The following is a 26680-nucleotide window of genomic DNA, read 5'->3' as shown; positions in this document are numbered from 1 at the left end:
TGCGTCGATCTGGTCGTAGGCCTTGGCTTCGCCGCCGAACTTGGCCGACAGCACCGTAGCGATCGCAGCCGTCAGCGTGGTCTTGCCGTGGTCGACGTGACCGATCGTGCCCACGTTGACGTGAGGCTTGGTGCGGGTGAATTTACCTTTTGCCATTTTTCGACTCCGAAAAAAACGTTTTCAACGTATGCAGATGGGTTGCAAAGCTGCCGCTGCAACCCCCAAAACTGGTGCCCTTTGCGGGAATCGGACCCGCGACCTCTCCCTTACCAAGGGAGTGCTCTACCACTGAGCCAAAAGGGCTTTTGTAACAAAGTTACGAATTCACATCACCTCAACAACAAACCGGGCCTCTGGAGCGGGAGACGGGAATCGAACCCGCGTCATCAGCTTGGAAGGCTGGGGTTCTACCATTGAACTACTCCCGCATCGGGGGCACTTCAAGGCACCCAAAGCGCTAGATCCAATCGCTCTTAGAAACCAAATTCATCGCTGGTGGAGAGGGCTGGATTCGAACCAGCGTACTCGTTAGAGGGCAGATTTACAGTCTGCTGCCATTAACCACTCGGCCACCTCTCCGGCGAACCTCGAAATATAGCACGGTTTTGTGACTACCCAGAAATCCCGGCATCACAACAATGCGGAAGATCTGCCCGAGGACGAATCCTTCGATTATCAGCGAAGTTCAGGCCTCCGGCCGCTGAGCCTCTCGCCAAGCGCGCGCTTCTCCGAAATGTCCGCAGCCGATGAACGGAACCGGCGGGCGCAACGCGGAAAGCGGCGACGGATGATTCGACATCAGCACCTTATGGCGCTTAACGTCAATCAACGCACGCTTACTTTGGGCATGGGCACCCCATAGCATAAAAACAACAGGTTTGACGCCATCCGAAACATGACGGATGACGGCGTCCGTCAGCACCTCCCAACCCTTGCCGGCGTGGCTGGCCGGCTGCGACTCTTCGACCGTCAGGCAGGTGTTGAGCAGCAGCACGCCGTGGGTCGCCCACTTCACCAGGCTGCCGCCCGGATCGGGAAACGGCGGCGGGGGCGTGCCCAGGTCGCGCTGGAGTTCCTTGAAGATGTTGCGCAGCGACGGCGGCAGGGCCACACCGCTCGCCACCGAGAACGCCAGCCCTTCGGCCTGGCCGCGCCCGTGATAAGGGTCCTGCCCCAGGATCACCACCCGGACATCGTCGGGCGGCGTCAGCTCCAGCGCGCGCAGCGGCTGCGGCGGAAAGATCACGGCGCCGGCATCGAGGCGCTCTCGCAAAAAGCCCCGCAGCTTCTGCCCCACGGCACCACTGAAAAAGTCATCGACCAGTGGCTGCCAGTCCGGCGCCACTGGCCAGTCCGCCGGGTCGCTGCTCGACAGCTGATCGGGCCGGCTCATTGGAACAACGCAGCGAGGGCCTCGCCGGGTTCCTTGGCGCGCATGAACGCCTCGCCGACCAGGAAGGCATTGACGCCCGCCGCGCGCAGCGTAGCGACGTCTTCGCGCGTGGCGATGCCCGACTCGGTCACCGGCAGGCGGTCGGCCGGCAGCCTGGGCAGCAGATCGATGGTCGCCTGGATCGACACCTCGAAGTTGCGCAGATTGCGGTTGTTGACCCCGATCAGCGCCGTCTTGAGCTTGAGCGCCCGATCGAGTTCGGCCGCATCGTGCACCTCGACAAGCACCGCCATGCCCAGGCCACGCGCAATGGCTTCGTAGTCCTTCATCTGCGCGTCGTCCAGGCATGCGGCGATCAACAGGATCGCATCGGCGCCCATCGCACGCGATTCGTACACCTGGTACGCATCGATGATGAAGTCCTTGCGCAGCACCGGCAGGTCGCACGAGGCGCGCGCCTGCTTCAGATAGTCCACGCCGCCCTGGAAGAACTGCTTGTCGGTCAGCACCGAGAGGCAGGCGGCGCTGATGATGCCGTCGCCTTCGGCGTAGCTTTGAGCGATGTCCGCCGGAATGAAGTCTTCGCGCAGCACGCCCTTGCTCGGGCTCGCCTTCTTGACTTCGGCGATCACCGCGGCGTGGCCGGCGGCGATCCTGGCGCGCAGCGCGGCTTCGAAGTCGCGCGTCAGCACGCGGCTTTCGGCGTCGAAGCGAACCGCTTCCAGCGGCGCGCGCTTCAAGGCCGCGGCCACTTCCTGGCGCTTGACGGCAACGATCTTGTCGAGGATGTCGGACATAACTTCGGTGTTCTCTCGGGTGACTGGGGACTCAGACGGTCGTGGAGGCCTTGACCAGCTCGGCCAGCTTGGCCTTCGCGGCGCCCGACGCAATGGCGCTGCGCGAGCGCTCCACACCTGCGGCGATGGAGTCGACCACGTTCGCCGCATACAGCGCAGCGCCGGCATTCAGCAAAACGATGTCGAGCGCGGGGCCCGGCTGATTGTCGAGCACCCCCAGCAGCATCGTCTTCGACTGCTCGGGCGTCTCCACGCGCAGCGCGCGGTTGCTCGACATCTGGAAGCCGAAGTCCTCGGGGTGCAGTTCATATTCGCGGATCTCGCCGTCTTTCAGCTCGCCCACCATCGTGGCGGCGCCGAGCGAGATCTCGTCCATGCCGTCGCGCCCGTACACCACCACCGCATGCTCGGCGCCGAGCCGCTGCAGCGCGCGCACCTGGATGCCCACGAGGTCGGGGTGGAACACGCCCATCAGGATGTTCGGCGCGCCGGCCGGATTGGTCAGCGGCCCGAGGATGTTGAAGATCGTCTTGATGCCGAGCTCCTTGCGCACCGGCGCCACGTTCTTCATGGCCGGATGGTGGTTCGGCGCGAACATGAAGCCGATGCCGCACTCCTCGATGGAGCGTGCAATCTGCTCGGGCTTCAGGTTGATGTTCACGCCCAGCGACTCCAGCACGTCGGCACTGCCCGACTTGCTCGACACGCTGCGCCCGCCGTGCTTGCTCACCTTGGCGCCCGCGGCGGCCGCGACGAACATCGAGCAGGTCGAGATGTTGAAGGTGTGCGAGCCGTCGCCGCCGGTGCCCACGATGTCCACGAGGTGCGTGGTGTCCTTCACGGGTACCTTGGTCGACACCTCGCGCATCACCTGCGCGGCGGCGGTGATCTCGCCGATGGTTTCCTTCTTCACGCGCAGGCCGGTGATCAGCGCGGCCATCATCACGGGCGAGCACTCGCCGCTCATGATGAGGCGCACGATGTGCAGCATCTCGTCGTGGAAGACTTCGCGGTGTTCGATGGTGCGCTGCAGCGCTTCCTGGGGGGTGATCATGACAAGTCTCCTCGAGAGTGAATCAGCGGCCGATGCGAACGGCGGGCGCGTCGGTGAACGCGAGCTTGAGGCCGAAGCCGATGAAAAGAACGCCGGCCGCACGGTCGAGCCAGTGCATGCCCTTGCGCACCGCGCCGCGTTTCGCCATCCAACCCGCGGCCAAGGCCCAGCCCACATTCACGGGAATGGCGTTCAGGTTGAACAGCACGCCCAGCAGCACGAAGTACAGCGCCTTGTCGTCGGCGCCCGGCGCGATGAACTGCGGCACGAAAGCCAGGAAGAACAGCGCCACCTTCGGGTTGAGCACGTTGGTCCAGAAGCCGCCCATGAAGACGGCCTTGAGACTGCGCTGCGCACCCGCCGCGACAGCCGCCTGATCAATATCGGCCGCCGGCGCCGGGCGCGACAGCACCATGCGCACGCCCAGGTACAGCAGGTACGCCGCGCCGACGTACTTGAGCACGGTGAAGGCCGCCGCCGATGTCGCCATCAGCGTGCCTACGCCCACCGCCGCCGCGAAGATGTGGAGAAAGCAGCCCGCCGTGATGCCCAGCCCCGCCACGATGCCGGCGCGCACGCCGGAGCGCAGCGAGTTCGTCACGACGTACAGCACGTCGGGCCCGGGCGTGAGGTTCAGCAGCCAGCCGGCGGCGATGAAGGCGAGCAGATGGGGCAAATCAGGCATCGCGTCCTCGCAGGGCTCAGGCGTTGAAGAAGGCGCGGATCGCGGCGACGGCCCGATCGACGCCGGCGGCATCGACATCGAGGTGCGTCACGAAGCGCAGGCGGTAGAGCCCCGTCGCCAAAATGCCCTGGCTGTTGAGGCTCGCGATCAGCTCCGAGGAACGCGCCTGCGCGGCACCCGTGAGATCGGCGAACACGATGTTCGTGTGCGGCGCCTCCACCGTCAGCCCTTCGGTGCCTTCGAGCCCCTGCGCGAGCCGTTGCGCCAGCGCATGGTCGTCGGCCAGGCGATCGACATGGTGGTCGAGCGCATGCGACGCCGCCGCGGCCAGCAGCCCCGCCTGCCGCATGCCGCCGCCCGCCATCTTGCGAATGCGGTGCGCCCGCGCGATGAATTCGCGCGAACCGACCAGCGCCGAGCCGATGGGCGCGCCCAGCCCTTTGCTGAAGCACACCGACACGCTGTCGAAGCACTGCGCGATGCGGCGCGCTTCCGCGCGGATGTCGCTGCGGTTGTTCAGTGCAGCCTGCGCCGTGGCCGCATTGAAAAGACGAGCCCCGTCCAGATGCCGCTGCAGCCCCTTGCGCTTGGCGAGGTCGGTCGCGGCCTGCACGTACTCGAAGGGCAGCAGCTTGCCGCCCAGCGTGTTCTCCAGCGCCAGCAGCCGCGTGCGCGCGAAGTGCGCGTCGTCGGGCTTGATGGCGGCTTCGATCTGCGCGAGCGGCAGCGTGCCGTCGCTCGCATGGTCGAGCGGCTGCGGCTGCACGCTGCCGAACACCGCCGCGCCGCCGCCTTCCCAGCGGTAGCAATGCGCCTGCTGGCCGACGATGTACTCGTCGCCGCGGCCGCAATGCGACAGGATCGCGCACAGATTGCTCTGCGTGCCGGTGGGCACGAACAGCGCCGCCTCGAAGCCCAGCAAGGCCGCGATCTTTTCCTGCAGCGCGTTCATGCTCGGATCGGTGCCGAAGACGTCATCGCCCAGCGGCGCCGCCATCATGGCCTCGCGCATCGCAGGCGTGGGTTGCGTGACGGTGTCGCTGCGCAGGTCGACGAGGGAGGTGCGATCGGTCATGGTGGTTCAGTCCAGGAAGTTCTTGAGCATGGCGTGGCCGTGCTCGGTCAAGATGGATTCGGGATGGAACTGCACGCCTTCGATGCGCACCTCATGCGCGTATCCGGTGTGCCGCACCCCCATGATCTCGCCGTCATAGGTCCAGGCGGTGACGGCCAGGTCCTTGGGGCAGCTTTCGCGCTCGATGGCCAGCGAGTGATACCGGTTGACGACGAACTTCTCGGGCAGCCCCGCGAACACGCCTTCGCACGTGGTCGTGATCTCGCTGGTCTTGCCGTGCATCAGTTGCTGCGCGCGCACGATCTTGCCGCCGAAGGCCGCGCCAATGGCCTGGTGGCCCAGGCACACGCCCAGAATCGGCAGCTTGCCCGCGAAGGCCTCGATGGCCGCCACGGACACGCCCGCCTCCGCCGGCGAGCAGGGCCCCGGCGACACCACGAGCCGCGTGACGCCCGAGGCGATCAGCTCGCCGATCTGCGCCACCGTGATCTCGTCGTTGCGATGCACCTGCACATCCGCACCCAGCTCGCCGAAGTACTGGACGATGTTGTAGGTGAAGCTGTCGTAGTTGTCGATCATCAGCAGTTTCATGGCTTGCTCACAATCCGGTGCACGCCCTTCACGACAGGGAACACGTTGAAGTTGATCAGCAGGCCCAGCTTCAGGCCCGACAGGCGCAACGCCGCGAGCACTTGCGCGCGGTGCAGGTCGGTCAGCACGTCGACCGCCTTGAGTTCCACGATGACCGACTGCTCGATGACGAAGCCCGCGCGGTACACATCGCCGAGCGAGCGGCCCTTGTAGCTGGCCGACAGCGCCACGTCGCGCGTGAAGCCGATCTCGCGCTCGGCGAGTTCGATGGCCAGCGCGGCGGCATAAGCGCCTTCGTCGAGCCCCGTGCCGAGCACGCGCTGCACCTCGACGGCGGCGCCGATGATCTCGTGCGAAAAGTCGTTCTGAATATCAGGTGCAGTGCTCATTCCAGGCCTTCCTCGACCAGTTCGGCGGCGCGCAACAGTGCGCGTGCCTTGGCCTCTGTTTCTTTCCATTCCAGCTCGGGCACCGAGTCGGCCACCACGCCGGCCGCGGCCTGCACGTGCAGCATCTGGTCCTTCACGATGCCGGTGCGGATGGCAATGGCCACGTCCATGTCGCCGGCATAGCTGATGTAGCCGCAGGCGCCGCCGTAGAGGCCGCGCTTGGTGGGCTCCAGCCGGTCGATGAGCTCCATCGCATGCACCTTGGGCGCGCCGGTCAGCGTGCCCGCCGGGAACGTGGCCTTCAGCACGTCGATGGCGGTCATGCCGTCCTTCAGCGTGCCTTCCACGTTGCTCACGATGTGCATCACGTGGCTGTAGCGCTCCACCGCGAAGGCCTCGGTCACCTTCACGGTGCCGGTCTTGGCGATGCGGCCGATGTCGTTGCGCGCCAGGTCGATCAGCATGACGTGCTCGGCGCGCTCCTTCGGGTCGTTGATGAGCTCTTCTTCCGCGGCCTTGTCGAGCTCGAGCGACGCGCCGCGCGGGCGCGTGCCGGCCAGCGGCCGGATGGTGATCTTTTGTTCGCCGTCGCTCGTGTTCTCCTGGCGCACCAGGATCTCGGGCGAGGCGCCCACCACGTGGAAGTCGCCCAGGTGGTAGTAGTACATGTACGGCGAGGGGTTGAGCGAACGCAGCGCGCGGTACAGCGACAGCGGCGACTCGGTGTAGCGCTTGCTGATGCGCTGCCCCACCTGCACCTGCATGAAGTCGCCGGCGGCGATCATTTCCTTGGCGCGCTCCACGGCCGCGATGTAGTCGGCCTTGGCGAAGCTGCGTTCGGGCGGATGCGCCTGCGTGGGCTTGACGACGGGCGCACTCACCGAGTACTTGAGCTTGTCCTTCAACTCGCGCAGACGGCGCTTGCCCGCGGCATAGGCTTCGGGCTGCTTCGGGTCGGCGTAGACGATGAGGTACAGCTTGCCCGACAGGTTGTCGATGACGGCCAGTTCCTCGCACTGCAGCAGCAGGATGTCGGGACAGCCCAGCGTGTCGGGCGGGCAGCTCTTCTCGAGCTTGCGTTCGATGTGGCGCACCGTGTCGTAGCCGAAGTAGCCCGCTAGGCCGCCGCAGAAACGCGGAAGGCCGGGCCGCAGCGCGACCTTGAAGCGCTTCTGGTACTCCGCCACGAAGTCGAGCGGGTTGCCCCGCGCGGTCTCGACGACCTGCCCGTCGGTCACCACCTCTGTCACGGCCTCCTCGCCGAAGCCCGAGGCACGCAGCAGCGTCTTCGCGGGCAGGCCGATGAAGCTGTAGCGCCCGAAGCGCTCGCCGCCCACCACCGATTCGAGCAGGAAGCTGTGCTTGCCGCCGCCCTGCGAATGGGCCAGCTTGAGGTACAGGGACAGGGGGGTTTCGAGGTCGGCAAAGGCCTCGGCCATCAGCGGAATACGGTTGTATCCCTGGGCGCTGAGGCTCTTGAATTCAAGTTCGGTAATCACGGATTCGTTCTCCAGTTGCCAGACGGCGCGACTTCGGCCGGTGGCAAGGTCATTCACTGGTGGTCCGGCGTCTGTGGCGAGCCGGAACCGCGGGCGCACGGCGTGCGCCGTGCAATCAAACAGTCAGCGAAGTATGGCTACGCCAGGGCCAGGCTCCCCGGCTGCCTTCACCTGTTTGAATGATGTGATGAACGAACATGGAGCGCGGAGTTTAGCCCACGAAAACGCCGAACGCGCGCAATAAGGCCGCCATTGGCGTTCTTCAGGGTTCCCCCGAAGGCTGGCAGGTAAAACAAAAAGATACATTCGCACGACCGTTCGCAAAACTCCAAGGAGACTCCCGTGCCCCCTCTTTCGCTTTCGACCGTGTGTGCCCGTCTCGCCGTGCTGGCGTGCCTGGCCACCGCACTCGGCGCGTCCGCCGCGCAGGTCGACGTGGCCGGCGTCAAGCTCGAAGACCGCATGGACCTGCGCGGCACCGCCCTGCAGCTGAACGGCGCGGGCGTGCGCTACAAGGCCATCTTCAAGGTCTACACGGCCGGCCTGTACGTGGGCCAGAAGGTGTCCACACCCCAGGAAGCGCTGGCGGCGCCCGGCCCCAAGCGCGTGGCGATCACCATGCTGCGCGACATCGACGCCAACGAGCTGGGCAAGCTCTTCACCAAGGGCGTGGAAGAGAACTCGCCCAAGAGCGAAATGGTCAACCTCATTCCGGGCCTGCTGCGCATGGGCCAGATGTTCGCCGACCAGAAACAGCTCAAGACCGGCGACACCTTCACCATCGACTGGCTGCCCGGCACCGGCACGCTCATCACCGTGCGCGGCGTGCCGCAGGCCGACCCCGTGAAGGAGCCGGCCTTCTTCAATGCGCTGCTGCGCATCTGGCTCGGCCCGAACCCGGCCGACTGGAAGCTGAAGGACGCGCTACTCGGCATCAAGCCCTGACCGGCAACGCCGGCGACTTCAGAGCTCGGCCAGCGAATCCACGAAGCCGTCCGCATCCACGCTGCGCACCGGCTCGCCATGGTTGTAGCCGTAGGTCACGAGCACCACCGGGCAACCCGCGGCCCGGGCTGCGCGCGCATCGTTGCTCGAGTCGCCGACCATCAGCGTGCGCGCGGGTGCGGTGCCCAGCGCCTCGCAGGTCTTCAAGAGCGGCAGCGGATCGGGCTTCTTGCGCTCGAAGGCATCGCCACCGAACACCAGCTCGAAGAATCCATCGAGCCCTTTCGCGGCCAGCAACGGCTCGGCGAATGACGCCGGCTTGTTGGTGAGGCAAGCCAAGCGCAGGCCGCGCGCGCGCAACGCCTTCAGGCCTTCGATCACACCGGGGTACACAGCCGAGTGCTGCCCGTTGATGTCGAGGTAGTGGTGCTGATAGCGCTCCCACGCGCGGTCGAACAGCGCCCTCGCCTTCGCATCGGAGCCTGCCGCGCAGGCAGGCGTCATCACATGCACGAGCGCCGAATGAATCAGGTGCTCCGAACCCTTGCCCACCATCCGCTCGATGGCGGCAGCCGACACCGGCGGCAGTTCGAGGTCGCGCAGCATGCGGTTGAGCGCCTCGGCGAAATCGCCGAGCGTGTCGACCATGGTGCCGTCGAGGTCGACGATAGCGGCGTCGAAGCGGGAGTGGTCGAAGCTAATAGAGTTCAAAACAAACAAATAGAGTTCAAAAAACTGCTCGGTACTTTACCGAGCATCGAAAAATGGAGTTCAAGACATCTAGAAGACCCAAAAGAGAGGAGAAGGTGCCGGCCCGAATTCGGGCCATGCAACAGCACAGATCTTCAGCGGCGATCCACACCCTCGGCGGCCACGAATCGGCGCTCGCGCATCCACTTCGTCATGACCCACTTCTCGCCCCGGGTCACGGTCGCGCTGGCGTGCAGCGACCTCGCATCGACGCGGCCCTTGTCATCGCAGTACTCGAAGTAGCAGGCATTGCCGCGAATCGGCGAGACCGCAAGGCCCAGTTGCGGGAAGACGGTCTGGCCGCCGTCCGGCACTTCGTTCAGATAGGTCACCAGGGTGCTCACGCGCTGACCGCTTCGCGCGATGGATTCACGGTTGGCGGCGTTGGTGGGTGCCAGATAGTCGTGGTGAGGCTCGCTGCCCGCGCCGGTGGGGTAGTACAGCACCTGCAGCCCCTCGCCGTTTTCCAGCGGAAGGTTCATCAGCAACGAAAGGCGCCGATCGAGGCGAGCGACCAGTTCGTTTTCCCCCAGGCGAAAAAACATGCCCCAGCTTGTGCGCTTGTCGCTCACCACATCACGGCCGCTCATCGGATCGACCAGCGTGGAAGGCTTCAGGCGCGGCCGCGCCATGTCGATGATGGACCTGCATTCGTCGGCGTCCACGACGTTGCCAAGCGCGGCAAAGACCGGGTCTTCGCCGCGCGAGTGCACGACGATCTCACGGTCGCCCGCCAGGATTCGCGTGCCCGGCGCGAGCCGCGCCGCGGGCCTGGACGGGGCCTCGTCGGGCAGTTCGATGGCGTCGGCCGGCATGGCCCCACCGCGTTGCCGCGCATCGACGAAGGCCGCGACGATGGCCTGCGCGGGCCGCTCGTTCATGCCCTGCACGCGCATCGTGGCCACCAGCGACTGCGGCGCCTGGCCGGCGTCGAGGTTGCGCGTGAGCCAGCGGCCGAGGTCTGGCGAGAAGCGGACGACGGTGCTCATGGGTGCACCCCTGGCGCGGCGCTCATGAGCGCGTCACACCGGACCCGCGTGAGCGACCCAGCCCTTGTCGCCGAGCGCGAATCCCTGGCGCAGCTGCAACTTGCCGCCCGCGCCGTTCATGATGCGCGTGACCATCGGGAACACGCGCTGCGCGTCGGCGTTCTGCATCCACGGCGCCGGGTCGACCTGGTAGGTGTAGCTCACCACCGCCAGCTTGTGTTGTGCGTCGGAAGCATCGAGCTTGACGTCGACGATCTTCTCGCGCTTGAGATGAGCCACGCAGAAGTCGTTGGCGTGTTCGGTGCCGCGGGCCGCTTGCACGTGCGGCTTGTAGAACTTGCGGCCGGCCTCGGTCAGCTCGAATCGCTTGACTGCGCCGTCCGGGTTCTCGGCGCTCTTCGGTGCGGCAACGATGGTGCTGTGCACCAGGCCCAGCTGTTCCATCACCGGAAACTGAACGGCATGGCGCGCACCTGAACCGGCCTCGGCTTCGGACAGGTCGATCGGCCAGTCGAACATGGCAAGGCAGAGGTCGCCGCTCCGGGCCAGGTAGTCGTCCAGCGGGGCCGCGAGATTGTCGGCCGTGGGCGCCTTGGCATCGTTGCCGGTGCCGCATGCGGCCAGCGCGCAGACCATGGCGATGCCCGACAGGGCCTTGATCGAAGTCCGGGCACGCCGGCTCAGTTTGATAAAGCGCAGCTTCATGGAGTCTCTTGTTGATTTGCGGTATCGATGGCAGGCGCGATGTCGCGCCAACCGGTGAGGGGGTTCCAACCGGCCTTCGTGAAGCCTGGCGTGGCGATCGAGGACTCAGTGCGCATCGAGCTCGTCCGCGACCCAGCCGCGCCGCGTCAGGTGGACGCCAAGGCGCACCTGCATCGTTCCTTCGCGCTGGATGGCGCGCGCCAGCAAGGGGAAGGCTTGCAGCACCTCGGGCGTGCCAGCCCAGGGCTCGGGCGCGATGCGGTACGTGAAGAGCAGCGAGGTCGCGGTACGGCCGTCGCGTGTTTGCGGCGGATCCCAGCCGATCAGGCGATCCAGGCTCAGCGTGCCCGCGCAGAAGTCGGCCGGATGCGTCAGCGTCTGCGTCGTGGTACGTATCACCACGGGCACCTGCAGGTAGTACTTGCGCCCTGCGTCGGTCAGCGCGTATTCACGGGCTGGCACGGTCGCCGTGGTGTCCTTGGTGTCCTTGGTGTCCTTGGTGTCCTTGGTGTCCTTGGTGTCCTTGGTGTCCTTGGTGTCCTTGGTGTCCTTGGCGGTGGCGACCACATCCTTGCCGGTCACCAGGCCCAGCTTTTCAAGCACGGGCATCTGCTGCGCATCGGCTTCGTGCGATCCAGCCGCGACCGTGATCGGCCATTCGTATTTGGCCAGGCACACGTGCCCGCGCTGGGCGAGGTAATCGTTCGTCGTCGCGGTGAAGTTGTCGCGGTTCGCAAAGCGCGCCTGCTCGTTGTCGCAACCGGCGAGCGAGGCCAGCAGCATCAGCAGGAACGCCGCGCCACCGACACCTCGCGCACGGGCTGGGGTTCTGTTCGTCTTCACTTCACGCACCTGCCGGTGGTCGGTGGGGTGGAGGGAGGCTGGTAGCCGTCGCTCAGCACGCCCAGGAAGCAGACCAGGTCGGTGATCTGCTGCGCGGTCATGACCGGCGTGGAACCGGGCTGGCGCGGCTGCGTGCCGCTGGCAAGCGTCTTGTCGCCGCCCTCGCCGGTCCCCATCGGCACTTCCTCGTCGATGCTGCCTTGCTGCGAGGCCGGCAGGTCGTTGTACTTGCGGAGCGTTGCGCCCGGCACGTGGGTGGGTTGCAGCGCCCAGCCCGGGTTGGCCTGCGGCATGCCGGTGCCGTCGTTGCTGGCGGGATACCAGTACTCCGGGTTGGTGTCCCGCGTGTTGTAGAAGTTGACGACCTGGTCCAGCGAATGGAGCACGCCGTTGTGAAAGAAGGCCCCCCGCGTCGCCGCGTTGCGCAACCCTGGAACCTTGAACATGCCGCAGTACCGGCTGGCCGTGTCCGGCGTGGCGGGCATGTGGTCGGTGCGGTAGGGGCCGCACAGCCCCATGTCGAAGTATTTCGGGTCGTCGTTGGCCGGAATCGGATCCGGGTTGTTGGGGATCGACCTGTCGTTGCGCGGCGCACCCAGGGCCTGGTAGGTGAAGTCGGTCATCAGGCCGGAGTTGCCGTTGAAGTTGGCGCCCGTGTAGTGGCAGCCCGAGCAGTTGGCAACGCCGGTGCTGTGAAACACAACTTCGCCGCGCTGCTCGGCCGGCGTCAACGTTCCACCGATCTTGTTGAAGACATGGAGGTCGTATTTGCTGCTGTACGGGTGAAAGCTCAGGTCTTCCGTCTCCAGCGCCTGGATCGCGCGGCCGAGGGCGTCGAAGGCGGCGTCGGTGTTGTCGAACACGTCGGCACCGAAGGCCTGCTTGAACAGGCCGGCATAGGTGCTGCCCTGAACCACCTTCACGACCGCTTCCTTCGAGCTGTTGTTCATCTCGAGCGGGTTGAGCAGCGGCATCCCGGCCTGCGCCGCCAGCGTCGCGGCGCGGCCATCCCACATGAAGCCGCCGCCCGGCGAGTTGGAGGTCACGCCGTCGGGGTTCGGCGCGTCGTCGCTGTAGGCCGGCGTCGATTCCCTGTAGCGCAACGAAGGCACGGCGCGCGCGCCAACCTTCGTGACATCGGAGCCCAGCTGTACCGAGATGCTGTTCGGCGGACCGTAGGCGTACTGCGGGTCGTGGCAGCTCGCGCACGACATGTTCTTGCCGCTCGACAGGTTCTTGTCGAAGAAGGCCAGCTGCCCGACCTGGGCGCCCAGGCTCAGCGGCGGCGTGCGGGGGCCGGCGCTGCCGCTCGTGCTGCTTGTCGTCGCGACCGGGCTCTTGCCCTGGCAAGCCACCAATGCCAATAGCGCCACCGAGAGCGCCATGCCGAGCGGGACCATCCTGTCCATCACCAGATTCATCATTGACCGTTGCATCTCGCGAGCGCCGCGCAAAGGCATCGGGGGGCCGGATGGCCCCCCTTGTGCTTCTGCCCGGCTTTCTTCGGCTTATCGGGTCGCCCAGACGTTGGTCTGGCTTGCGTCAGGACCGACTTGTGGGGTGATCTGGCCTTCCAGCTTGCCCGTGGCGGCGTCCTGCACACCGTCGATGTCGTTCGCGTACAGCTTCTGGGTGTAGTTGGCCGGGATCACATACGCATGGTTGATCGGCCGCACCGCGTCGAAGTGCGTGTCGGCGCTGTTCTGGTATTCCGGCAGCGCCAGGATGTTGGCGGTGATGAACGCCTCGGTGTACTTGGTGCGGTTCAGGTACGACGCATCCACGGCCGGGTCGGCGATCTGGAACATGTCCTGCAGCGTGCGCAGGAACGAGAAGTGGCTGTAGGCATCGCTGTCCGCCACCTGCTTCTTCGCCGTGCCCACGTCCTGCTGGTTGGACATGATCCCGAAGATCGAATTGCCGTGGCCGAAGTTGCCCGCGGCGTAGTTGGGCGGTGGGCTGGTGGCCGTTGCCTTGCCGTTCGCGTCCACGGTCACCGGTGCGGCGCCGGAGGTCGAGCCGCCCGCGTTCCAGCCGCAGCAGGAGCCGTTGCTGCCGCCTTCGCCTTCGTCGTACATCACGACGATCGCCACGCGCTTTTGCGGGTTCTTCCACAGCGCGGAGCTGCGGATCTTGTTGACCACCATGCCCAGGTAGATGTCGGCGCGCAGGGTGCCGGCGGCCTGGCCGTCGTTGTTGGTGTTCGCGCAGCTGGTGTCGGAGCCCACGCCGTGCATGTCGTCGCACTGGTCCGGAACGATGAAGTTGATGTTGCCCACGTCGCCCGCGGCCAGGTCCTTGCCGAACTGGTCGTAGATCCAGCCGCTCGGAACCGGGTAGATCGAGGAGTTGAGCCAGTCCGCCTCCTGGTATTGCGTGCCGAAGATGGTGCGGTTGTTGGCCACGAAATCGGGCAGGCTGCGCGCGCCCTGGAAGGCGATCGACGGGCCGTGCTTGACCTTGTAGAGACCGCCCTGCGCGGCGAAGTTGGGAGAGCCGACGAGGGTGGGCGGCGCGGAGCCATCGAGTCGGGTGGCGTCCTTGAGCTTGCTCGAGTCGTAGGTGGCGGTGACCTTGTTGTCGACGATGCTGTCGGCGCGCACGTCCTGGCCCGGATTCATCGACTCGCTGTAGGTGCGGATGGTCAGGCCTGCCTTGGACATCGCCGTGAACAGGTTGCTGCCCGGGATGTTGTGCACGGTGCCGCCGGTGGGGGCGTCGCCGCAAGTGAGATCGGTCGGCTGGTAATGGGAGCGGGCGTTGCTGTTCGCCGGCGGGAGCTTGTCCTGTGCGGGCATGGTCTGGCCGTCGGATGCCGTACCGCCGGCGAATGCGACGTCCTTGATGTCGTAAGGCGCGACGGCGCCGCAACCGAACCAGTTGTCGTCAGTGATACCGAAGTCATCGCCGCCGCCCAGCGCGGTGTAGTTCGGCTCGGACGGGTTGCCGGTCGAGTAGTACGTCTTCAACTGGTTGTAGTTGTTCAGGATGTAGTTGATGTTCGCGGCTCGCGGGTTGCCCACGATCACGTCGGTCGACTTGTTTTCCTCGACGATGACGAAGATGTTGTCGTAGGCCGGCACGCCTTCCACGTTGAAGGCCGCCTGCTGCGCCTGCGCGAAGGTGATGGGCGCCTGCTTTTGCTGCGGCCCCGTGGGGGTGGCCTTGGTGCCGTCCGTATTGGTGAGCGTCACGCTCGACAGGCCGGCCAGGCGCGGGTCGCCGCCCAACACGGCCAGGTTGTCGGGGAACAGGTCCTTGCGGTCGAGCTTGGTCGTCGCGTAGGTGTAGCGGTTGGTCAGCTGGTTGTCTTCGTACAGCGCCGCATATTGGCTGGCGCCGCTCAGCGTGTTGACGTCTGCCAGCGGATCGGTGAGCGCGGCCGTGCCCTGATTGAAGGTGGGCCCGTTCAGGCGCGTGAGGAGCTTGGCCTTTTCGGTCGCATAGCTGCTGCCGTTGGCTTCCACCAGGCGTTGCGCTTCGCTCGACAGCGGGCTGATGACGATCTTGCCCGCGCCCTGGTCGGCGATCTGGTCGGTCGAGGCGCGCAGGATGAGGTGGCTGGCCACGGCGGCGCCGGTGGCGGTATTGGTCGCGCCGGTGCCGATGTCGGCGACCAGCGGGCCGGTGCTGGTGGTCGTCAGCGTGAACTTGCCGCTGGCATCGGTGACGGTCGACGGCTCGCCGCTGTCGAGCACGCCGTTGCCGTTGGTGTCCACAAAGACCGTTGCCTTCTGGTAATAGCCGGCCTTCAGGGTCGGGTTGCCCGTGGTGCTTCCAGGCGCGTAGCCGCTGGCGGCCACCACGCCGCTGAATGTCGTGCTGGTCGTGCCGGTTGTGCTGGCGGGCGGCGTGCTGATCGGGAAGAAGCCGCTGTTGCCATCACTCCCTCCCCCACAAGCGGCGAGCACGCAAGCCGCAACTGTCGTCAATGACGTCAGCAAAACTCTTCTTTCGAAAATCATCATATATCTCGGGAAGTTGGTTATGGATGGTTTTGACCGGCCTGCATGGGATTGCGGGCATCGTGCGTTTTGAATGCAAAACGCCACATCGAGGAGAAATGTAGGAATTGCGGATGACGTCTTTGTGTCAAAAAATGGCGCCGCACTTTGCTAATTCGTCGCTAATTCTTTGCTAATAGTCGGAGGCGCCAGCGCCCATCCAATTCCCGCTCCTAATTTAACTGACCACTGGCTGACTTCAAAATTAGATGGGAATTAGGAGGAGTATTCAGAGCAAATTCGGCTTGCTTCTGCCGGCAGGGGCGGCGTCAGCCGATCGGCTACACCTGGGGCCGCCGATGGCTGGGCACTGCCTGAGCTCTATGCCGCGCAGGTATTTGTTTCTGTCGACTGAATGCGCGATGGATTTGCACATTGAGGGGCCGCGCGGCGTCCACACGACCAACCGTCGTGGATATAACAGCCGGCAGGCATGTTTTGAACTCCATTTTTTGGTGCTTGCGGTAAGCCCCATGCAATCAATGCAATTCCTGAACCGTGCTGCGACATCCCCGGTTGTGGGGTCGATGCCAAAAGAGTTCAAAACGGGATTTGAGAGTTGCCGCCGAAGTTGATGCGCGCACTGGTCGTCGCAACCCGGCCAGGCCCGTGCCGGAAACTTTTACCGGCGTTCAGACACCTACAGGGCGTACCTGTCTCGCGCGAACGCGCCGGACACCCCTTCACCGCCTTGCCCATGCAAGGCCCATCCACGAGGAATACTCCATGCGTCTGACGACCAAGGGCGGCTTCGCCCTGACAGCCATGATCGATGTCGCGCTGCGCGAGAGGGACGGCCCCGTGCCATTGGCATCGATCAGCCAGCGCCAGCACATCGCCCGCTCCTCGCTCGAACTGCTGTTCAGCAAGCTGCGCCAGCATGCCCTCATCAAGGCGACACGCGGACCCGGCGGCGGCTACACGCTGACGCGCAGGGCTTCGGAGATCACCGTGGCCGACATCCTCGCGTCGGTCGATGGCCAGGTTCCGGCGGACGCCGACACCCCCCCGCGCGACAGCAAGCAGGACGCGGCCGAAGTCGGCTGCTATTCCACCGAAGCCCTCTGGGCCTCCGCCAAGCACCACGTGATGGAGTTCCTCGGCTCCGTCACGCTGCAGAGCCTGGTCGACGACCAGCTCGCCAAGGGTCTGCGCGTCGACGACGAACCGACGCGCAAGAAAGCGTCGCCTGTGCGCACCGAGCCCAGCCTGCGGCATGTGAACGCGCCGAACTCGGTGTTCGCCTGGAACGGCGTGTTCGCCAAGCGCTGACGAAAAACGCCATGAACGAAATCTCTCTTTGCATCTTCGGCTTCTCCGCGCTCCTGCTCTACCTGGCATGGCGCGAACGGGCCGGCGCGAACACCCGCGACGCGAGGCTGCTGGCGGGTGCCGCCGGCTTCTCGGGCATTGCGGGCGCTGTCGCAGCCGTCGCGACAGTGGCCGAATGACGGGCTGAAGCACAGGCGCAGGCTGCCCCGCGCCGCGCAGGCTCAGCGCAGCGTCGCGTGCGGGTGCAGCGGATGCGCCAGCGTGTCCGCAATCAGGCGCAGCGCCTGGTCGCACTGTTCGCGCGACATCGGCCCGCCCAGGCAGATGCGCACCGCATCGGGCGGGTCGCCGTCGGTGGAAAAGGCCGCACTCGCCACCACCCCCACGTTCTGCGTGCGCAGGTACGACGCGAACTCCACCGGGCTCCAACCGGGCGTGAGCGGCAGCCAGGCATGAAAGCCCTCGGGGTGCGCCTGCAACCCGCTGTCGCCCAGGTAGCGCATGGCCAGCAGCTGCCGCGCCGCCGACTCGGCGCGCACCGCCTGCAGCATCTCTTCGGTGCTGCCGTCTTCCACCCACAGCGTGGTCAATGCATTGGTGATCGGCGAGGCCATCACGGTGGTCGCGCGCATGGCGCCGGCCAGCCGCTGCGACTGCACCACCGTCGGCGAGCACACATACGCGCTGCGCAGCCCGGCGCCGAAGCACTTGGAAAACCCGCTCACGTAGTAGGTGAGCCCCGGCGCCAGCGTGGCCAATGACGCGGGCGTCTGGCGCGGCAGCATGCCGTAGGCGTCGTCCTCGATGATCGGCACCGCGTAGCGCAGCGCCACGTCGGCCAGCGCCTCGCGCCGCGCGCGCGACACGGTGGCCGCGGTCGGGTTCAGCAGCGTGGGGTTGCAGTACAGCGCCTTGGGCTTGAGCGTCTTGCAGGCGTGCTCGAAGGCGTCGGCGATGGGTCCGTCGTCGTCCATCTGCAGCGCGTGCAGCTGCACACCCAGCTGCGCCGCGATGGCCTTCACGCCCGGGTAGGTGAGCGACTCCACGCAGATCAGCTCGCCCGGGCGCGCCAGCTGCGAGAACAGCGCGGTCAGCACCGCATGGATGCCGGGGCACACCAGGATGCGGTCCACGCTCGCATGGGGCACGAAGGGCCGCAGCCACTGCATCGCCACCTCGCGGTCGTGCGAGGTGCCGCCGAAGTCCTGGTAGCGCAGCAGGTCGTGAAGATCGAGCTGCGCGAAGGCCTTGCTGGCGCTGTCGTGCAGCCGCGCCATCAGGTGCTCGTCGTCGGGCTCGGGCGGCATGTTCATCGTCATCTCGGCGCCGCTGCCGCCGCGCAGGCGCAGGCTGGGGCTGCCCGAGCGGATGAAGGTGCCGGTGCCCGCGCGCGAGTCGATCAACCCGCGCTTGCGCGCCTCGGCGTAGCCGCGCGCCACCGTCGTGTAGTTCAGCTCCAGCTCGCTTGCGAGTTCGCGCAGCGTGGGCAGGCGGTCGCGCACGCCCAGGCGGCCGGTCTTGATGTCGTCGGCGATCAGGTCGGCCAGCAGCAGGTAGGCCGGCTTGGCGGTGGTGCGCAGCTGCCTGCGCCAGTGGGCGGTGATGGTGGGCATCGGGGAGGGTCCGGCAAGTTGATTGCATTCATTGATTGCATCTGGCCGCCAATCAACACGCAGGAATCGCGCCGGGGTTCACAACCGCCAGAGGGCGAAGACGCCGGAAGAATGCTTCGATGCGGTGCGATCAATCCCATTGATCGGGTGCATTGATCGCATGAGACATGCGTCGTCGCGGTGCGAAACGGGCTGCACCAGCCCATCCGAGCCAGGCAATTTCGGGCGCCGCAAAAAATTTTGTCGCCACGCGGCCCGCACCGCCGCTCATTGATCGCGACTTGATCGCACGGCCGCCTCCGGGCGCTGGCACATCGCCTGCGATGAGAAAGGCACGCAAGACCTGCGTACCCCTCACCCAACCCGGAGTACCCCATGCCCAAAGTCACCCGCCCCCGCAACGAAAAAGGCGAGTTCCTTGTCGACTACGAAGAGAAGGTGTTCGAAGACGTCAAGGCCGAGCCCGGCGAGAAGGCGCTCGTCACCTTCCACACCGTGGCCTTCGAAGGCTCCATCGGCTTCGTCAACCTGCTGCAGGCCACGCGCCTGAAGCGCAAGGGCTACGACACCTCGGTGCTGCTGTACGGCCCCGGCGTGACGCTGGGCGTGCAGCGCGGCTTCCCCACGCTGGGCGACGAGGCCTTTCCGGGCCACCAGAACTTCAACAAGCAGATCGTCAAGTTCATGGAAGAAGGCGGCAAGGTCTACGCCTGCCGCTTCGCACTGCAGGCTTTGTACGGCCACGGCGAAGGCGCGCTGATCGAGGGCATCAAGCCCATCAACCCGCTCGACGTGCTGGACATCGTGCTGCTGCACAAGAAGGCCGGCGCGGTGATCCTCGACACCTGGACCTTGTAAGGCAGGACAAGGAGATGGCTTCCACCCCCCGCATCGTGCGCGCCGCCGCGATCCAGATCGCGCCCGACTTCGAGCGCCCCGACGGCACGCTCGAGCGGGTGTGCAGCGCCATCGACGAGGCCGCGGCCAAGGGCGCGCAGATCGCGGTGTTCCCCGAGACCTTCGTGCCCTACTACCCGTACTTCAGCTTCGTGCTCCCGCCGGTGCTGCAGGGTGCGCCGCACCTGCAGCTGGTGGAGCGTGCGGTGGTGGTGCCCGGCCCCGTCACGCAGGCCGTGGCCGAGCGGGCGCGCGCCCGCCACATGGTGGTGGTGCTCGGCGTGAACGAGCGCGACCACGGCAGCCTCTACAACACGCAGCTGGTGTTCGACGCCGACGGCACGCTCGCGCTCAAGCGCCGCAAGATCACGCCCACGTACCACGAGCGCATGGTCTGGGGCATGGGCGACGGTGCGGGCCTGAAGGTGGTGGACACCGCCGTCGGCCGTGTCGGCGCGCTCGCCTGCTGGGAGCACTACAACCCGCTCGCGCGCTACGCGCTGATGGCGCAGCACGAAGAGATCCATTGCGCGCAGTTCCCCGGCTCGCTGGTCGGACCGATCTTCGCGGAGCAGATGGAAGTGACCATCCGCCACCACGCGCTCGAGTCCGGCTGCTTCGTCATCAACGCCACCGGCTGGCTCACCGACGAGCAGATCCGCAGCGTCACGCCCGACCCCAGCCTGCAGAAGGCGCTGCGCGGCGGCTGCCACACGGCCATCGTCTCTCCCGAGGGCAAGCACCTCGCGCCGCCGCTCACCGAGGGTGAAGGCATGGTGGTGGCCGACCTCGACATGGCGCTGATCGCCAAGCGCAAGCGAATGATGGATTCGGTCGGCCACTACGCGCGGCCCGAGCTGCTGTCGCTCGCCATCAACGACCGGCCGGCGCAGACCACCGTGCCGATGCACGCCACGCAACCCTCAGTTCAACGGAGCCCAGACCATGACCACCACGACCGCAACGACGACACCCCAGGACAACCGGCAACTGATGACCGAGCTCCAGTCCTTCGGGTTGCGGCTGGTTGACCCGTCAGCAGGCGTTGCAAGCCGCCGCGGCGGCGCCGGGCCTTCGGACCACAAGGCCGTGACGGTCGACGGCCACACGATCATGGTGCCGGTGCACACCTCCACCGCCTGGCACTCGCCCTTCACCGCCGAGGCGCCCGACGCGCAAGGCATGAGCCGCGTGATGCGCGGCAGCATCCCCATTGCCAGCATCAGCTTTCCGAAGCAGCCGCGCTTCTACGCCATGCAGACCTTCGACGGCGTGCCCTACTCGCACATCGCCACGCTGCACGGCAGCGACGTGCTGGCCACCACCGTGCTGCAGACCTGCATCCGCTACGAGAGCCGCAGGAAGAGCTGCAAGTTCTGCGCGATCGGCCAGTCGCTTGCGGCCGGCCGCACCATCGCGCGCAAGACGCCCGAGCAGCTGGCCGAGGTGGCGCGCGCCGCCGTGCTGCTCGACGGCGTGAAGCACATGGTGATGACCACCGGCACGCCCAACGCCACCGACCGGGGCGCGGCCATCCTCTGCGAGAGCGCCTTCGCCATCAAGGCGGCGGTCGACATTCCGATCCAGGGCCAGTGCGAGCCGCCCGACGACGACCAGTGGTTCCACCGCATGAAGGCCGCGGGCATCGACACGCTGGGCATGCACCTGGAAGTGGTGACGCCCGAGGTGCGCGAACGCCTCATGCCGGGCAAGGCCAGCGTGCCGGTTTCGCGCTACATGAGCGCCTTCGAGGCGGCGGTGGGCGTGTTCGGGCGCGGGCAGGTCAGCACCTACATCCTGGCCGGGCTGGGCGACACGCGCGAGGCCATCCTCGACACCTGCGACCAGCTGCTGGCGCGCGGCGTGTACCCCTTCGTCGTGCCGTTCGTGCCGATCAGCGGCACGCCGCTCGAGGACCACCCCGCGCCCACGCCCGAGTTCATGGAGTCGCTGCTCGCGCCGCTGGGCCAGCGCGTGGTGGCGGCGGGCCTGCGCTCGGCCAACATCAAGGCCGGCTGCGGCAAGTGCGGCGCCTGCTCGTCGCTGTCGGTCTACGAAAAAGAAGGCGAAAGCTGACCATGCTGTGCATCGACGACCTCTTCGAAATGGCGGACCACTATGCGCCCGTCGAGTACCTGGTGCGCGAAGCCGCGCAGCAGTGGGAGCTGGACGAGGCCATGGCGCTGCGCCGCGCGGTGTTCTGCATCGAGCAGGGCATCTTCGCGCGCGACGACCGCGACGCCACCGACGACCATGCGCGGCTGCTGGTGGCCATGTCGTGCAACGGCGGCATGCCCGAGCAGGTGGTGGGCACGGTGCGCATCCACCGCGGCGAGGCAGCGGGCGAATGGTGGGGTTCGCGGCTGGCCGTGCACCCCGCGTTCCGCAGCCAGGGGCACCTGGGCGCCACCCTGATCCGGCTGGCCGTGTCCCGCGCCCACGCCCTGGGCTGCGAGACCTTTCTTGCGCAGGTGCAGACGCAGAACGTGCCGCTGTTCAGCAAGCTCGGCTGGCAACTTCTGGAAGAGACCCACGTGCATGGCCGTGCGCATGCGCGCATGCAGGCCGACCTCGGCTGGTATCCGCCCTGCCACGACCCCGTGAGCGGCTTCGTCACGCGCGCGAAGGTGGCGGCATGACCGAGCCCACGAACGTCCACGCCATCGCCGAAGCCCTGCGCGCCACGCGCGGCTTCGCCCACAAGCGTGACATCAGCGACGTGGTGGCCGCACTCGGCCGCTCGCTGCCCGGCGGCCATGCCGCGCTCGCCCAGGCCGTGCCCATCGGCGACGACTGCGCGGCCATTCCCGACGGGCACGGCGGCTACCTGCTGTTCGCCATCGAGGGCCTGGTCGAAGACTTCATCGTGCGCATGCCCTGGTTCGCGGGCTACTGCGGCGTGATGGTCAACGTGAGCGACATCTACGCGATGGGCGGGCGTCCAACCGCCGTGGTCGATGCGCTGTGGAGCACCGGAATGAACCCGGCCGACGACGTGCTGCGGGGCCTTGCCGAGGCTGCCGTGCGCTACGGCGTGCCCGTGGTGGGCGGGCACAGCAACAACCGCAGCGAGCGACCGCAGCTGGCCGTCGCCATCCTCGGCCACGCACGCAAGCTGCTCACCAGCTTCGACGCGAAGCCCGGCCACCTGCTGGTGATGGCGGCCGACCTGCGCGGCGCGTACGAGGAGCCCTTTCCCTACTGGAACGCCTCCACCAGCGCGCCGGCCGCACGGCTGCGCGCCGACCTGGAGCTGCTGCCCCTGCTGGCCGAAGACGGGCTGTGCGGCGCGGCCAAGGACATCAGCATGGCCGGCGCCGTGGGCACGGCCCTGATGCTGCTCGAATGCTCCGGCGTGGGCGCGCGCATCGACCTCGACGCGCTGCCCCGGCCCGACGGCGTGCCGCTGATGCGCTGGCTCTCGTCGTTCCCGAGCTACGGCTTCGTGCTGAGCGTGGCGCCCGCGCAGGTGGCCACGGTGCTGGCGCGCTTTGCCGCGCGCGACATCGCCTGCGGCGTGATCGGCGAGGTCGACGCCACGCGCCAGGTGCGGCTGCGCCAGGCCGGCGACGAAGCGCTGCTCTGGGACTTCGGCCGCGACGCCTTCATCCAGCCGCCCGCCGACACCCGCGAGGTGACGTATGCCTGAGCGCGCCCTGCGCATCGCCCTGCTCACGCACTCCGTCAACCCGCGCGGCGGCGTGGTGCACACGCTGGAGCTGGCCACGGCGCTGCACGCGGCCGGCCACGCCGTCACGGTGCTGGCCCCCGCCGCGCCGGGCCAGCAGCTGTTTCGCACGCCGCCTTGCGCGGTGGAGTTGGTGCCGGTGCACGGCACGCCGCGCGACACGGTGGAGATGGTGCGCTCGCGCATCGCGGCCTTCGTGCAGCACCTGCGCGGCCTGCTGCGGCACCAAGGCTTCGACGTGCTGCACACGCACGACTCGATCGGCGGCAACGCGCTGGCGCAGCTGCAGGACGCGGGCGACATCGGCGGCTTCGTGCGCACCGTGCACCACCTCGACACCTTCGACGTGCCGCAACTCACGCAGTGGCAGCACACCGCCTTCGCACGCGCCAGCCAGGTGCTGTGCGTGAGCCGCCTGTGGTGCGAGCACCTGGCGCGCGAGTACGGCGTGGCGGCGCACGAGGTGACCAACGGCGTGGACGCCGCGCGCTTCTCGCCGACCGCGCAGGCCCGCGACGCCGTGCTGGCGCAGCGGCTCGGCATCCACACCGGCGCGCCGGTGGTGGTGGCCCTGGGCGGCATCGAGGCACGCAAGAACACCGCGCGGCTGCTCGCGGCGTTCGCGCTGCTGCGCGCCGCGCATCCGCAGGCACGGCTGGTCATTGCCGGCGGCGCGAGCCTGCTCGATCACTCGGCCTATGCGCAGGCCTTCGGCGCGCAGATGCAGGCCCTGGGCCTGCAAGAAGGCCCGCTGCAGCCCGTGCGCCTGACCGGCCCGCTGCCCGACGAGGACATTCCTTCGCTCTACCGGCTGGCCGACGTGGTCGCCATGCCCTCGCTGCGCGAAGGCTTCGGGCTCGTGGTGCTCGAGGGCCTGGCCAGCGGCGCACCGGTGGTCGCCTCGCGCATCGCACCCTTCACCGAATACCTTGGCGACACGGACGTGAGCTGGGCCGACCCGACCGATGCCGCCTCCATCGCCGCCGCGCTGCAACACGCGCTGTCGACGCGCGACGCACAGCGCATCGCGCGCAGCGCCGCACGCCTCGCCCAGCGCTTCAGCTGGCAAGCCAGCGCCGAGCGCCACGTGGCGCTGTACCGCACCACCCTCGAGGAATCCCAGACATGCCCGTGATGCACTTCCACGTGCGCTGGCCCGACGCCAGCGAAACCCGCTGCTATTCGCCTTCGCTGGTGGTGCGGGAGTACCTGACACCCGGCCAGCGCTACGCCCTGGGCGACTTTCTGGCGCGCACCCGCGAGGCGCTGGGCATCGCCTCGGAGCGGGTGCGCGCCAAGTACGGCTTCGCCTGTTCGCAGGCGATGGACCAGCTCGCCGAGATCGAGCACATCGCCGCGCGCTTCGCCCCGTCCGCCGACGGGGCCGACGCCGAAGTCACCGTCGTCGCCTTCGACTGACGCCCCTCCCCTTTCAGAGAAAGAAGCACCCCATGTCCCATCCCACCCACCCCTCCTTTCCCTACGGCGGGCGCAGCCACTACAGCGTCGTCATCGTCGGCGGCGGCCAGGCCGGCCTGTCGCTGAGCCACGGCCTGCAGCAGCGCGGCATCGACCACCTGGTGATCGAGAAGCGCAGCCTGGTCCACACCTGGCGCACGCAGCGCTGGGATTCGTTCTGCCTGGTCACGCCCAACTGGCAGTGCCAGCTGCCGGGCTGGGGCTACCTGGGCAGCGATCCGCACGGCTTCATGGTGAAGGACCAGATCAACGAATGGCTCGCCGGCTTCGTCGAACATGTGAAGGCGCCGGCCATCGAGGGCGTGACGGTCGAGCGGGTTTCCCGCGTTCCTGGCACCGGCGAGCGTGAGCGCTTCAGCGTGCAGACCGACGCCGGCACCTACACCGCCGACCAGGTGGTGGTGGCCTCGGGCGGCTACCACCGCCCCATCGTGCCGCGCCTGGCCGAGAAGCTGCCGGCCCGCGTGGCGCAGTTCCACTCGGCGCAGTACCGCAACGCGGCGCAGCTGCCCGAAGGCGCCGTGCTGGTGGTGGGCTGCGGCCAGTCGGGTGCGCAGATTGCCGAAGACCTGCACCTGGCCGGACGCAAGGTGCACCTGGCCACCGGCCGTGCTCCGCGATGCGCGCGCTTCTACCGCGGCCGCGAAGTGGTCGACTGGCTGGCCGACATGAAGTACTACGACATGCCCATCACCGAGCACCCGCTGCGCGAGGGCGTGCGCGACAACACCAACCACTACGTGACCGGGCGCGACGGCGGGCGCGACATCGACCTGCGGCGCTTCGCGCGCGAAGGCATGGAGCTCTACGGGCTGCTCGAAGGCTTCGACGACGGCTGCTTCGCGCTGCAGCCCAACCTGCGCGACAACCTCGATGCGGCCGACGACACCTACAACCGCATCAACGCCTCCATCGACCGGCACATCGCCGCCCAGGGCATCGAGGCACCGCCGCCGTCGGTCTACACGCCGGTATGGGAACCGCAGGAAGAGCGCACGCGGCTCGACCTCGCCGCGGCGGGCATCACCAGCGTGGTGTGGTGCATCGGTTTTTCGCCCGACTTCGCCTGGGTCGATGCGCCGGTGTTCAACGGCCGCGGCGCGCCGGTGCATGTGCGCGGCGTGACGAACGAGGCCGGCCTGTACTTCCTCGGGCTGCCGTGGCTGCACACCTGGGGGTCGGGCCGCTTCTCGGGCGTGGCGCGGGACGCGGAGTTTTTGGCCGAGGCCATTGCGCAAAGAAAAGAGGGAATGCGCGCGAGCGGCACTGCCGGCAGCGCCACCTCTGTGGTCGCCGAACTGCGCGCAGCCTAGGCCTGCTGCGCCTCGGTCAGCGCCTGCGCGGCCACCACCGCCTCCGTGCGGTTGCGCACATTGAGCGCGCGGAAAATCGCGGCCAGGTGGATCTTCACGGTGCCCTCGCTGATGCCCAGGCTGCGCCCGATCAGCTTGTTGGGCTTGCCCTGCGACAGCAGCTGCAGCACCTCGACCTGGCGCTCGGTGAGCACGTTGCGCAGGTGCTCCAGCGTCTGGAAGCCGCCGCCGTTGCGCGCCGGCGGCTCGGCGCCCACCTGCGGCGACACGCCGGCCACGATGCCCGGCGGCAGCGCCGTGAGCATCATCGGCGGCACGTACACCCCGCCGGCCAGCACCAGCCGCACGGCCGAGAGCATCACCTCGGGCGAGTAGGCCTTGGGAATGAAGCCGAGCACGCCGCGCTCCAGCGCGCTGCGCATGATGGCCGGGTCTTCGTAGCCCGACAGCACGATCACCGGCACGGCCGGATGGCGGCGGCGGATGGCGTCGATGTGGGCCTGCCCGTCGGCGCCGGGCATGTTCAGGTCGATCAGGGCCAGGTCGAGGTCGTCGGTGGCGCCGGCAAGCAATTCGTCGACGCTCATCGCCAGAACGAATTCGATGCCGGGCTCCAGCTCCGACAACTTGGCTTTGACCGCCTCGAGGACGAGCCTGTGGTCGTCGGCGATCAGGATTTTCATGGCAGTTCCCCGTGTC

Annotated in this window: 29 protein-coding genes and 3 tRNA genes; 12 read left to right on the top strand and 20 right to left on the bottom strand. The window is 67.3% G+C overall.

The features are described 5' to 3' along the window. From ACSFBM_RS33520 to trpE, 12 genes are all read right to left on the bottom strand, one after another. The coding region (locus ACSFBM_RS33520) for a GTP-binding protein (RefSeq protein WP_435488097.1) at positions 1–156 on the bottom strand (156 nt) is incomplete at its 3' end. A 72-nt stretch (positions 157–228) separates the two neighbouring features. Next, a tRNA-Thr gene (locus tag ACSFBM_RS33515) sits at positions 229–303 on the bottom strand. 51 nt (positions 304–354) lie between these two features. Beyond that, positions 355–428 (bottom strand) — tRNA-Gly (locus ACSFBM_RS33510). A 65-nt stretch (positions 429–493) separates the two neighbouring features. After that, positions 494–579, bottom strand: a tRNA-Tyr gene (locus ACSFBM_RS33505). A 106-nt stretch (positions 580–685) separates the two neighbouring features. Then, positions 686–1393 carry a uracil-DNA glycosylase gene (locus ACSFBM_RS33500; RefSeq protein ID WP_435488243.1) on the bottom strand — a complete coding sequence of 236 codons (708 nt, stop codon included), beginning with the start codon at positions 1391–1393 and terminating at the stop codon, positions 686–688. Beyond that, positions 1390–2190 carry an indole-3-glycerol phosphate synthase TrpC gene (gene trpC / locus ACSFBM_RS33495; protein WP_435488242.1) on the bottom strand — a complete coding sequence of 267 codons (801 nt, stop codon included), beginning with the start codon at positions 2188–2190 and terminating at the stop codon, positions 1390–1392. The genes ACSFBM_RS33500 and trpC overlap by 4 nt, the downstream gene beginning before the upstream one ends. A gap of 31 nt (positions 2191–2221) precedes the next feature. Then, positions 2222–3244 carry an anthranilate phosphoribosyltransferase gene (gene trpD, locus ACSFBM_RS33490; protein WP_435488241.1) on the bottom strand — a complete coding sequence of 341 codons (1023 nt, stop codon included), beginning with the start codon at positions 3242–3244 and terminating at the stop codon, positions 2222–2224. Positions 3245–3266: 22 nt separating this feature from the next. After that, positions 3267–3929 carry a LysE family translocator gene (locus tag ACSFBM_RS33485; RefSeq protein ID WP_435488240.1) on the bottom strand — a complete coding sequence of 221 codons (663 nt, stop codon included), beginning with the start codon at positions 3927–3929 and terminating at the stop codon, positions 3267–3269. 16 nt (positions 3930–3945) lie between these two features. Beyond that, positions 3946–5004: a low-specificity L-threonine aldolase gene (ltaE, locus tag ACSFBM_RS33480; RefSeq protein ID WP_435488239.1), complete on the bottom strand. Its 1059-nt coding sequence runs from the start codon at positions 5002–5004 to the stop codon at positions 3946–3948. A 6-nt stretch (positions 5005–5010) separates the two neighbouring features. Further along, positions 5011–5595, bottom strand: coding sequence for an aminodeoxychorismate/anthranilate synthase component II (locus ACSFBM_RS33475; protein ID WP_435488238.1), 585 nt, complete (start codon positions 5593–5595; stop codon positions 5011–5013). Continuing rightward, the gene (locus tag ACSFBM_RS33470) at positions 5592–5984 is read right to left on the bottom strand and encodes a GxxExxY protein (protein ID WP_354359134.1); all 393 of its coding nucleotides are present in this window, start codon (positions 5982–5984) and stop codon (positions 5592–5594) included. The genes ACSFBM_RS33475 and ACSFBM_RS33470 overlap by 4 nt, the downstream gene beginning before the upstream one ends. Beyond that, the gene (trpE, locus tag ACSFBM_RS33465; protein WP_435488237.1) at positions 5981–7483 is read right to left on the bottom strand and encodes an anthranilate synthase component I; all 1503 of its coding nucleotides are present in this window, start codon (positions 7481–7483) and stop codon (positions 5981–5983) included. Before trpE ends, ACSFBM_RS33470 begins: the two co-directional genes overlap by 4 nt. A 342-nt stretch (positions 7484–7825) precedes the next feature. Here trpE and ACSFBM_RS33460 point away from each other — a divergent pair, with 342 nt between their 5' ends. Beyond that, complete coding sequence (locus ACSFBM_RS33460) at positions 7826–8428, top strand: chalcone isomerase family protein (RefSeq protein ID WP_435488236.1); 603 nt, start codon at positions 7826–7828, stop codon at positions 8426–8428. An 18-nt stretch (positions 8429–8446) separates the two neighbouring features. Here ACSFBM_RS33460 and ACSFBM_RS33455 read toward each other — a convergent pair whose 3' ends face one another. From ACSFBM_RS33455 to ACSFBM_RS33430, 6 genes are all read right to left on the bottom strand, one after another. Beyond that, positions 8447–9139 (bottom strand): phosphoglycolate phosphatase, encoded by a 693-nt coding sequence (locus ACSFBM_RS33455; protein WP_435488235.1) that lies wholly within the window; start codon positions 9137–9139, stop codon positions 8447–8449. A gap of 134 nt (positions 9140–9273) precedes the next feature. After that, entirely contained in the window at positions 9274–10167 is an 894-nt protein-coding gene (locus ACSFBM_RS33450; protein ID WP_435488234.1) for a 2OG-Fe(II) oxygenase, read from the bottom strand. Between the two features lie 33 nt (positions 10168–10200). Continuing rightward, on the bottom strand, positions 10201–10872 hold the full coding sequence (locus ACSFBM_RS33445) for a hypothetical protein (protein ID WP_435488233.1): 672 nt from the start codon (positions 10870–10872) through the stop codon (positions 10201–10203). Between the two features lie 105 nt (positions 10873–10977). Further along, positions 10978–11715: a hypothetical protein gene (locus tag ACSFBM_RS33440; RefSeq protein WP_435488232.1), complete on the bottom strand. Its 738-nt coding sequence runs from the start codon at positions 11713–11715 to the stop codon at positions 10978–10980. Then, positions 11712–13115, bottom strand: a complete 1404-nt coding sequence (locus ACSFBM_RS33435; protein WP_435488245.1) for a cytochrome-c peroxidase — start codon at positions 13113–13115, stop codon at positions 11712–11714. The genes ACSFBM_RS33440 and ACSFBM_RS33435 overlap by 4 nt, the downstream gene beginning before the upstream one ends. Before the next feature lie 108 nt (positions 13116–13223). Next, positions 13224–15521, bottom strand: a complete 2298-nt coding sequence (locus ACSFBM_RS33430) for an alkaline phosphatase family protein (protein ID WP_435488231.1) — start codon at positions 15519–15521, stop codon at positions 13224–13226. Between the two features lie 13 nt (positions 15522–15534). Between ACSFBM_RS33430 and ACSFBM_RS33425 the strand changes: the two genes are divergently transcribed. The 3 genes from ACSFBM_RS33425 to ACSFBM_RS33415 all read left to right on the top strand — a co-directional run bounded on the left by ACSFBM_RS33425 (position 15535) and on the right by ACSFBM_RS33415 (position 17170). After that, positions 15535–15753: a hypothetical protein gene (locus tag ACSFBM_RS33425; protein WP_435488230.1), complete on the top strand. Its 219-nt coding sequence runs from the start codon at positions 15535–15537 to the stop codon at positions 15751–15753. Between the two features lie 692 nt (positions 15754–16445). Next, positions 16446–16991: an Rrf2 family transcriptional regulator gene (locus ACSFBM_RS33420; RefSeq protein WP_435488229.1), complete on the top strand. Its 546-nt coding sequence runs from the start codon at positions 16446–16448 to the stop codon at positions 16989–16991. An 11-nt stretch (positions 16992–17002) separates the two neighbouring features. Further along, positions 17003–17170: a hypothetical protein gene (locus tag ACSFBM_RS33415; protein ID WP_435488228.1), complete on the top strand. Its 168-nt coding sequence runs from the start codon at positions 17003–17005 to the stop codon at positions 17168–17170. Positions 17171–17212: 42 nt separating this feature from the next. Here ACSFBM_RS33415 and ACSFBM_RS33410 read toward each other — a convergent pair whose 3' ends face one another. After that, a complete protein-coding gene (locus tag ACSFBM_RS33410; protein ID WP_435488227.1) occupies positions 17213–18604 on the bottom strand; it encodes an aminotransferase-like domain-containing protein in 1392 nt (463 codons plus the stop codon). A gap of 375 nt (positions 18605–18979) precedes the next feature. On the opposite strand from ACSFBM_RS33410, the gene ACSFBM_RS33405 reads away from it, so the two are divergent. The 8 genes from ACSFBM_RS33405 to ACSFBM_RS33370 are packed head-to-tail and all read left to right on the top strand — an operon-like array spanning position 18980 to position 25981. Continuing rightward, positions 18980–19462, top strand: a complete 483-nt coding sequence (locus ACSFBM_RS33405; protein WP_108142592.1) for an MSMEG_0572/Sll0783 family nitrogen starvation response protein — start codon at positions 18980–18982, stop codon at positions 19460–19462. Positions 19463–19476: 14 nt separating this feature from the next. Beyond that, positions 19477–20532 carry a Nit6803 family nitrilase gene (locus ACSFBM_RS33400; RefSeq protein ID WP_435488226.1) on the top strand — a complete coding sequence of 352 codons (1056 nt, stop codon included), beginning with the start codon at positions 19477–19479 and terminating at the stop codon, positions 20530–20532. Beyond that, the gene (locus ACSFBM_RS33395; RefSeq protein ID WP_435488244.1) at positions 20495–21577 is read left to right on the top strand and encodes an MSMEG_0568 family radical SAM protein; all 1083 of its coding nucleotides are present in this window, start codon (positions 20495–20497) and stop codon (positions 21575–21577) included. Before ACSFBM_RS33400 ends, ACSFBM_RS33395 begins: the two co-directional genes overlap by 38 nt. 2 nt (positions 21578–21579) lie before the next feature. Continuing rightward, a complete protein-coding gene (locus ACSFBM_RS33390; RefSeq protein ID WP_435488225.1) occupies positions 21580–22140 on the top strand; it encodes an MSMEG_0567/Sll0786 family nitrogen starvation N-acetyltransferase in 561 nt (186 codons plus the stop codon). Further along, the gene (locus tag ACSFBM_RS33385; protein WP_435488224.1) at positions 22137–23150 is read left to right on the top strand and encodes a sll0787 family AIR synthase-like protein; all 1014 of its coding nucleotides are present in this window, start codon (positions 22137–22139) and stop codon (positions 23148–23150) included. The genes ACSFBM_RS33390 and ACSFBM_RS33385 overlap by 4 nt, the downstream gene beginning before the upstream one ends. Next, a complete protein-coding gene (locus tag ACSFBM_RS33380; protein ID WP_435488223.1) occupies positions 23143–24324 on the top strand; it encodes an MSMEG_0565 family glycosyltransferase in 1182 nt (393 codons plus the stop codon). Before ACSFBM_RS33385 ends, ACSFBM_RS33380 begins: the two co-directional genes overlap by 8 nt. After that, positions 24315–24608, top strand: coding sequence for an MSMEG_0570 family nitrogen starvation response protein (locus tag ACSFBM_RS33375; protein ID WP_435437801.1), 294 nt, complete (start codon positions 24315–24317; stop codon positions 24606–24608). The genes ACSFBM_RS33380 and ACSFBM_RS33375 overlap by 10 nt, the downstream gene beginning before the upstream one ends. A gap of 32 nt (positions 24609–24640) precedes the next feature. Further along, positions 24641–25981 (top strand): MSMEG_0569 family flavin-dependent oxidoreductase, encoded by a 1341-nt coding sequence (locus tag ACSFBM_RS33370; protein WP_435488222.1) that lies wholly within the window; start codon positions 24641–24643, stop codon positions 25979–25981. Here the strand turns inward: ACSFBM_RS33370 and ACSFBM_RS33365 are convergent. Beyond that, complete coding sequence (locus ACSFBM_RS33365; protein ID WP_435488221.1) at positions 25978–26664, bottom strand: response regulator; 687 nt, start codon at positions 26662–26664, stop codon at positions 25978–25980. The two genes, ACSFBM_RS33370 and ACSFBM_RS33365, sit on opposite strands and share 4 nt — an antisense overlap. Between the last annotated feature and the right edge of the window lie 16 nt (positions 26665–26680).

Source organism: Variovorax pasteuri (assembly GCF_051216435.1).
GTDB lineage: Bacteria > Pseudomonadota > Gammaproteobacteria > Burkholderiales > Burkholderiaceae_C > Variovorax.
This window is presented reverse-complemented; position numbering and strand designations above follow the sequence as displayed.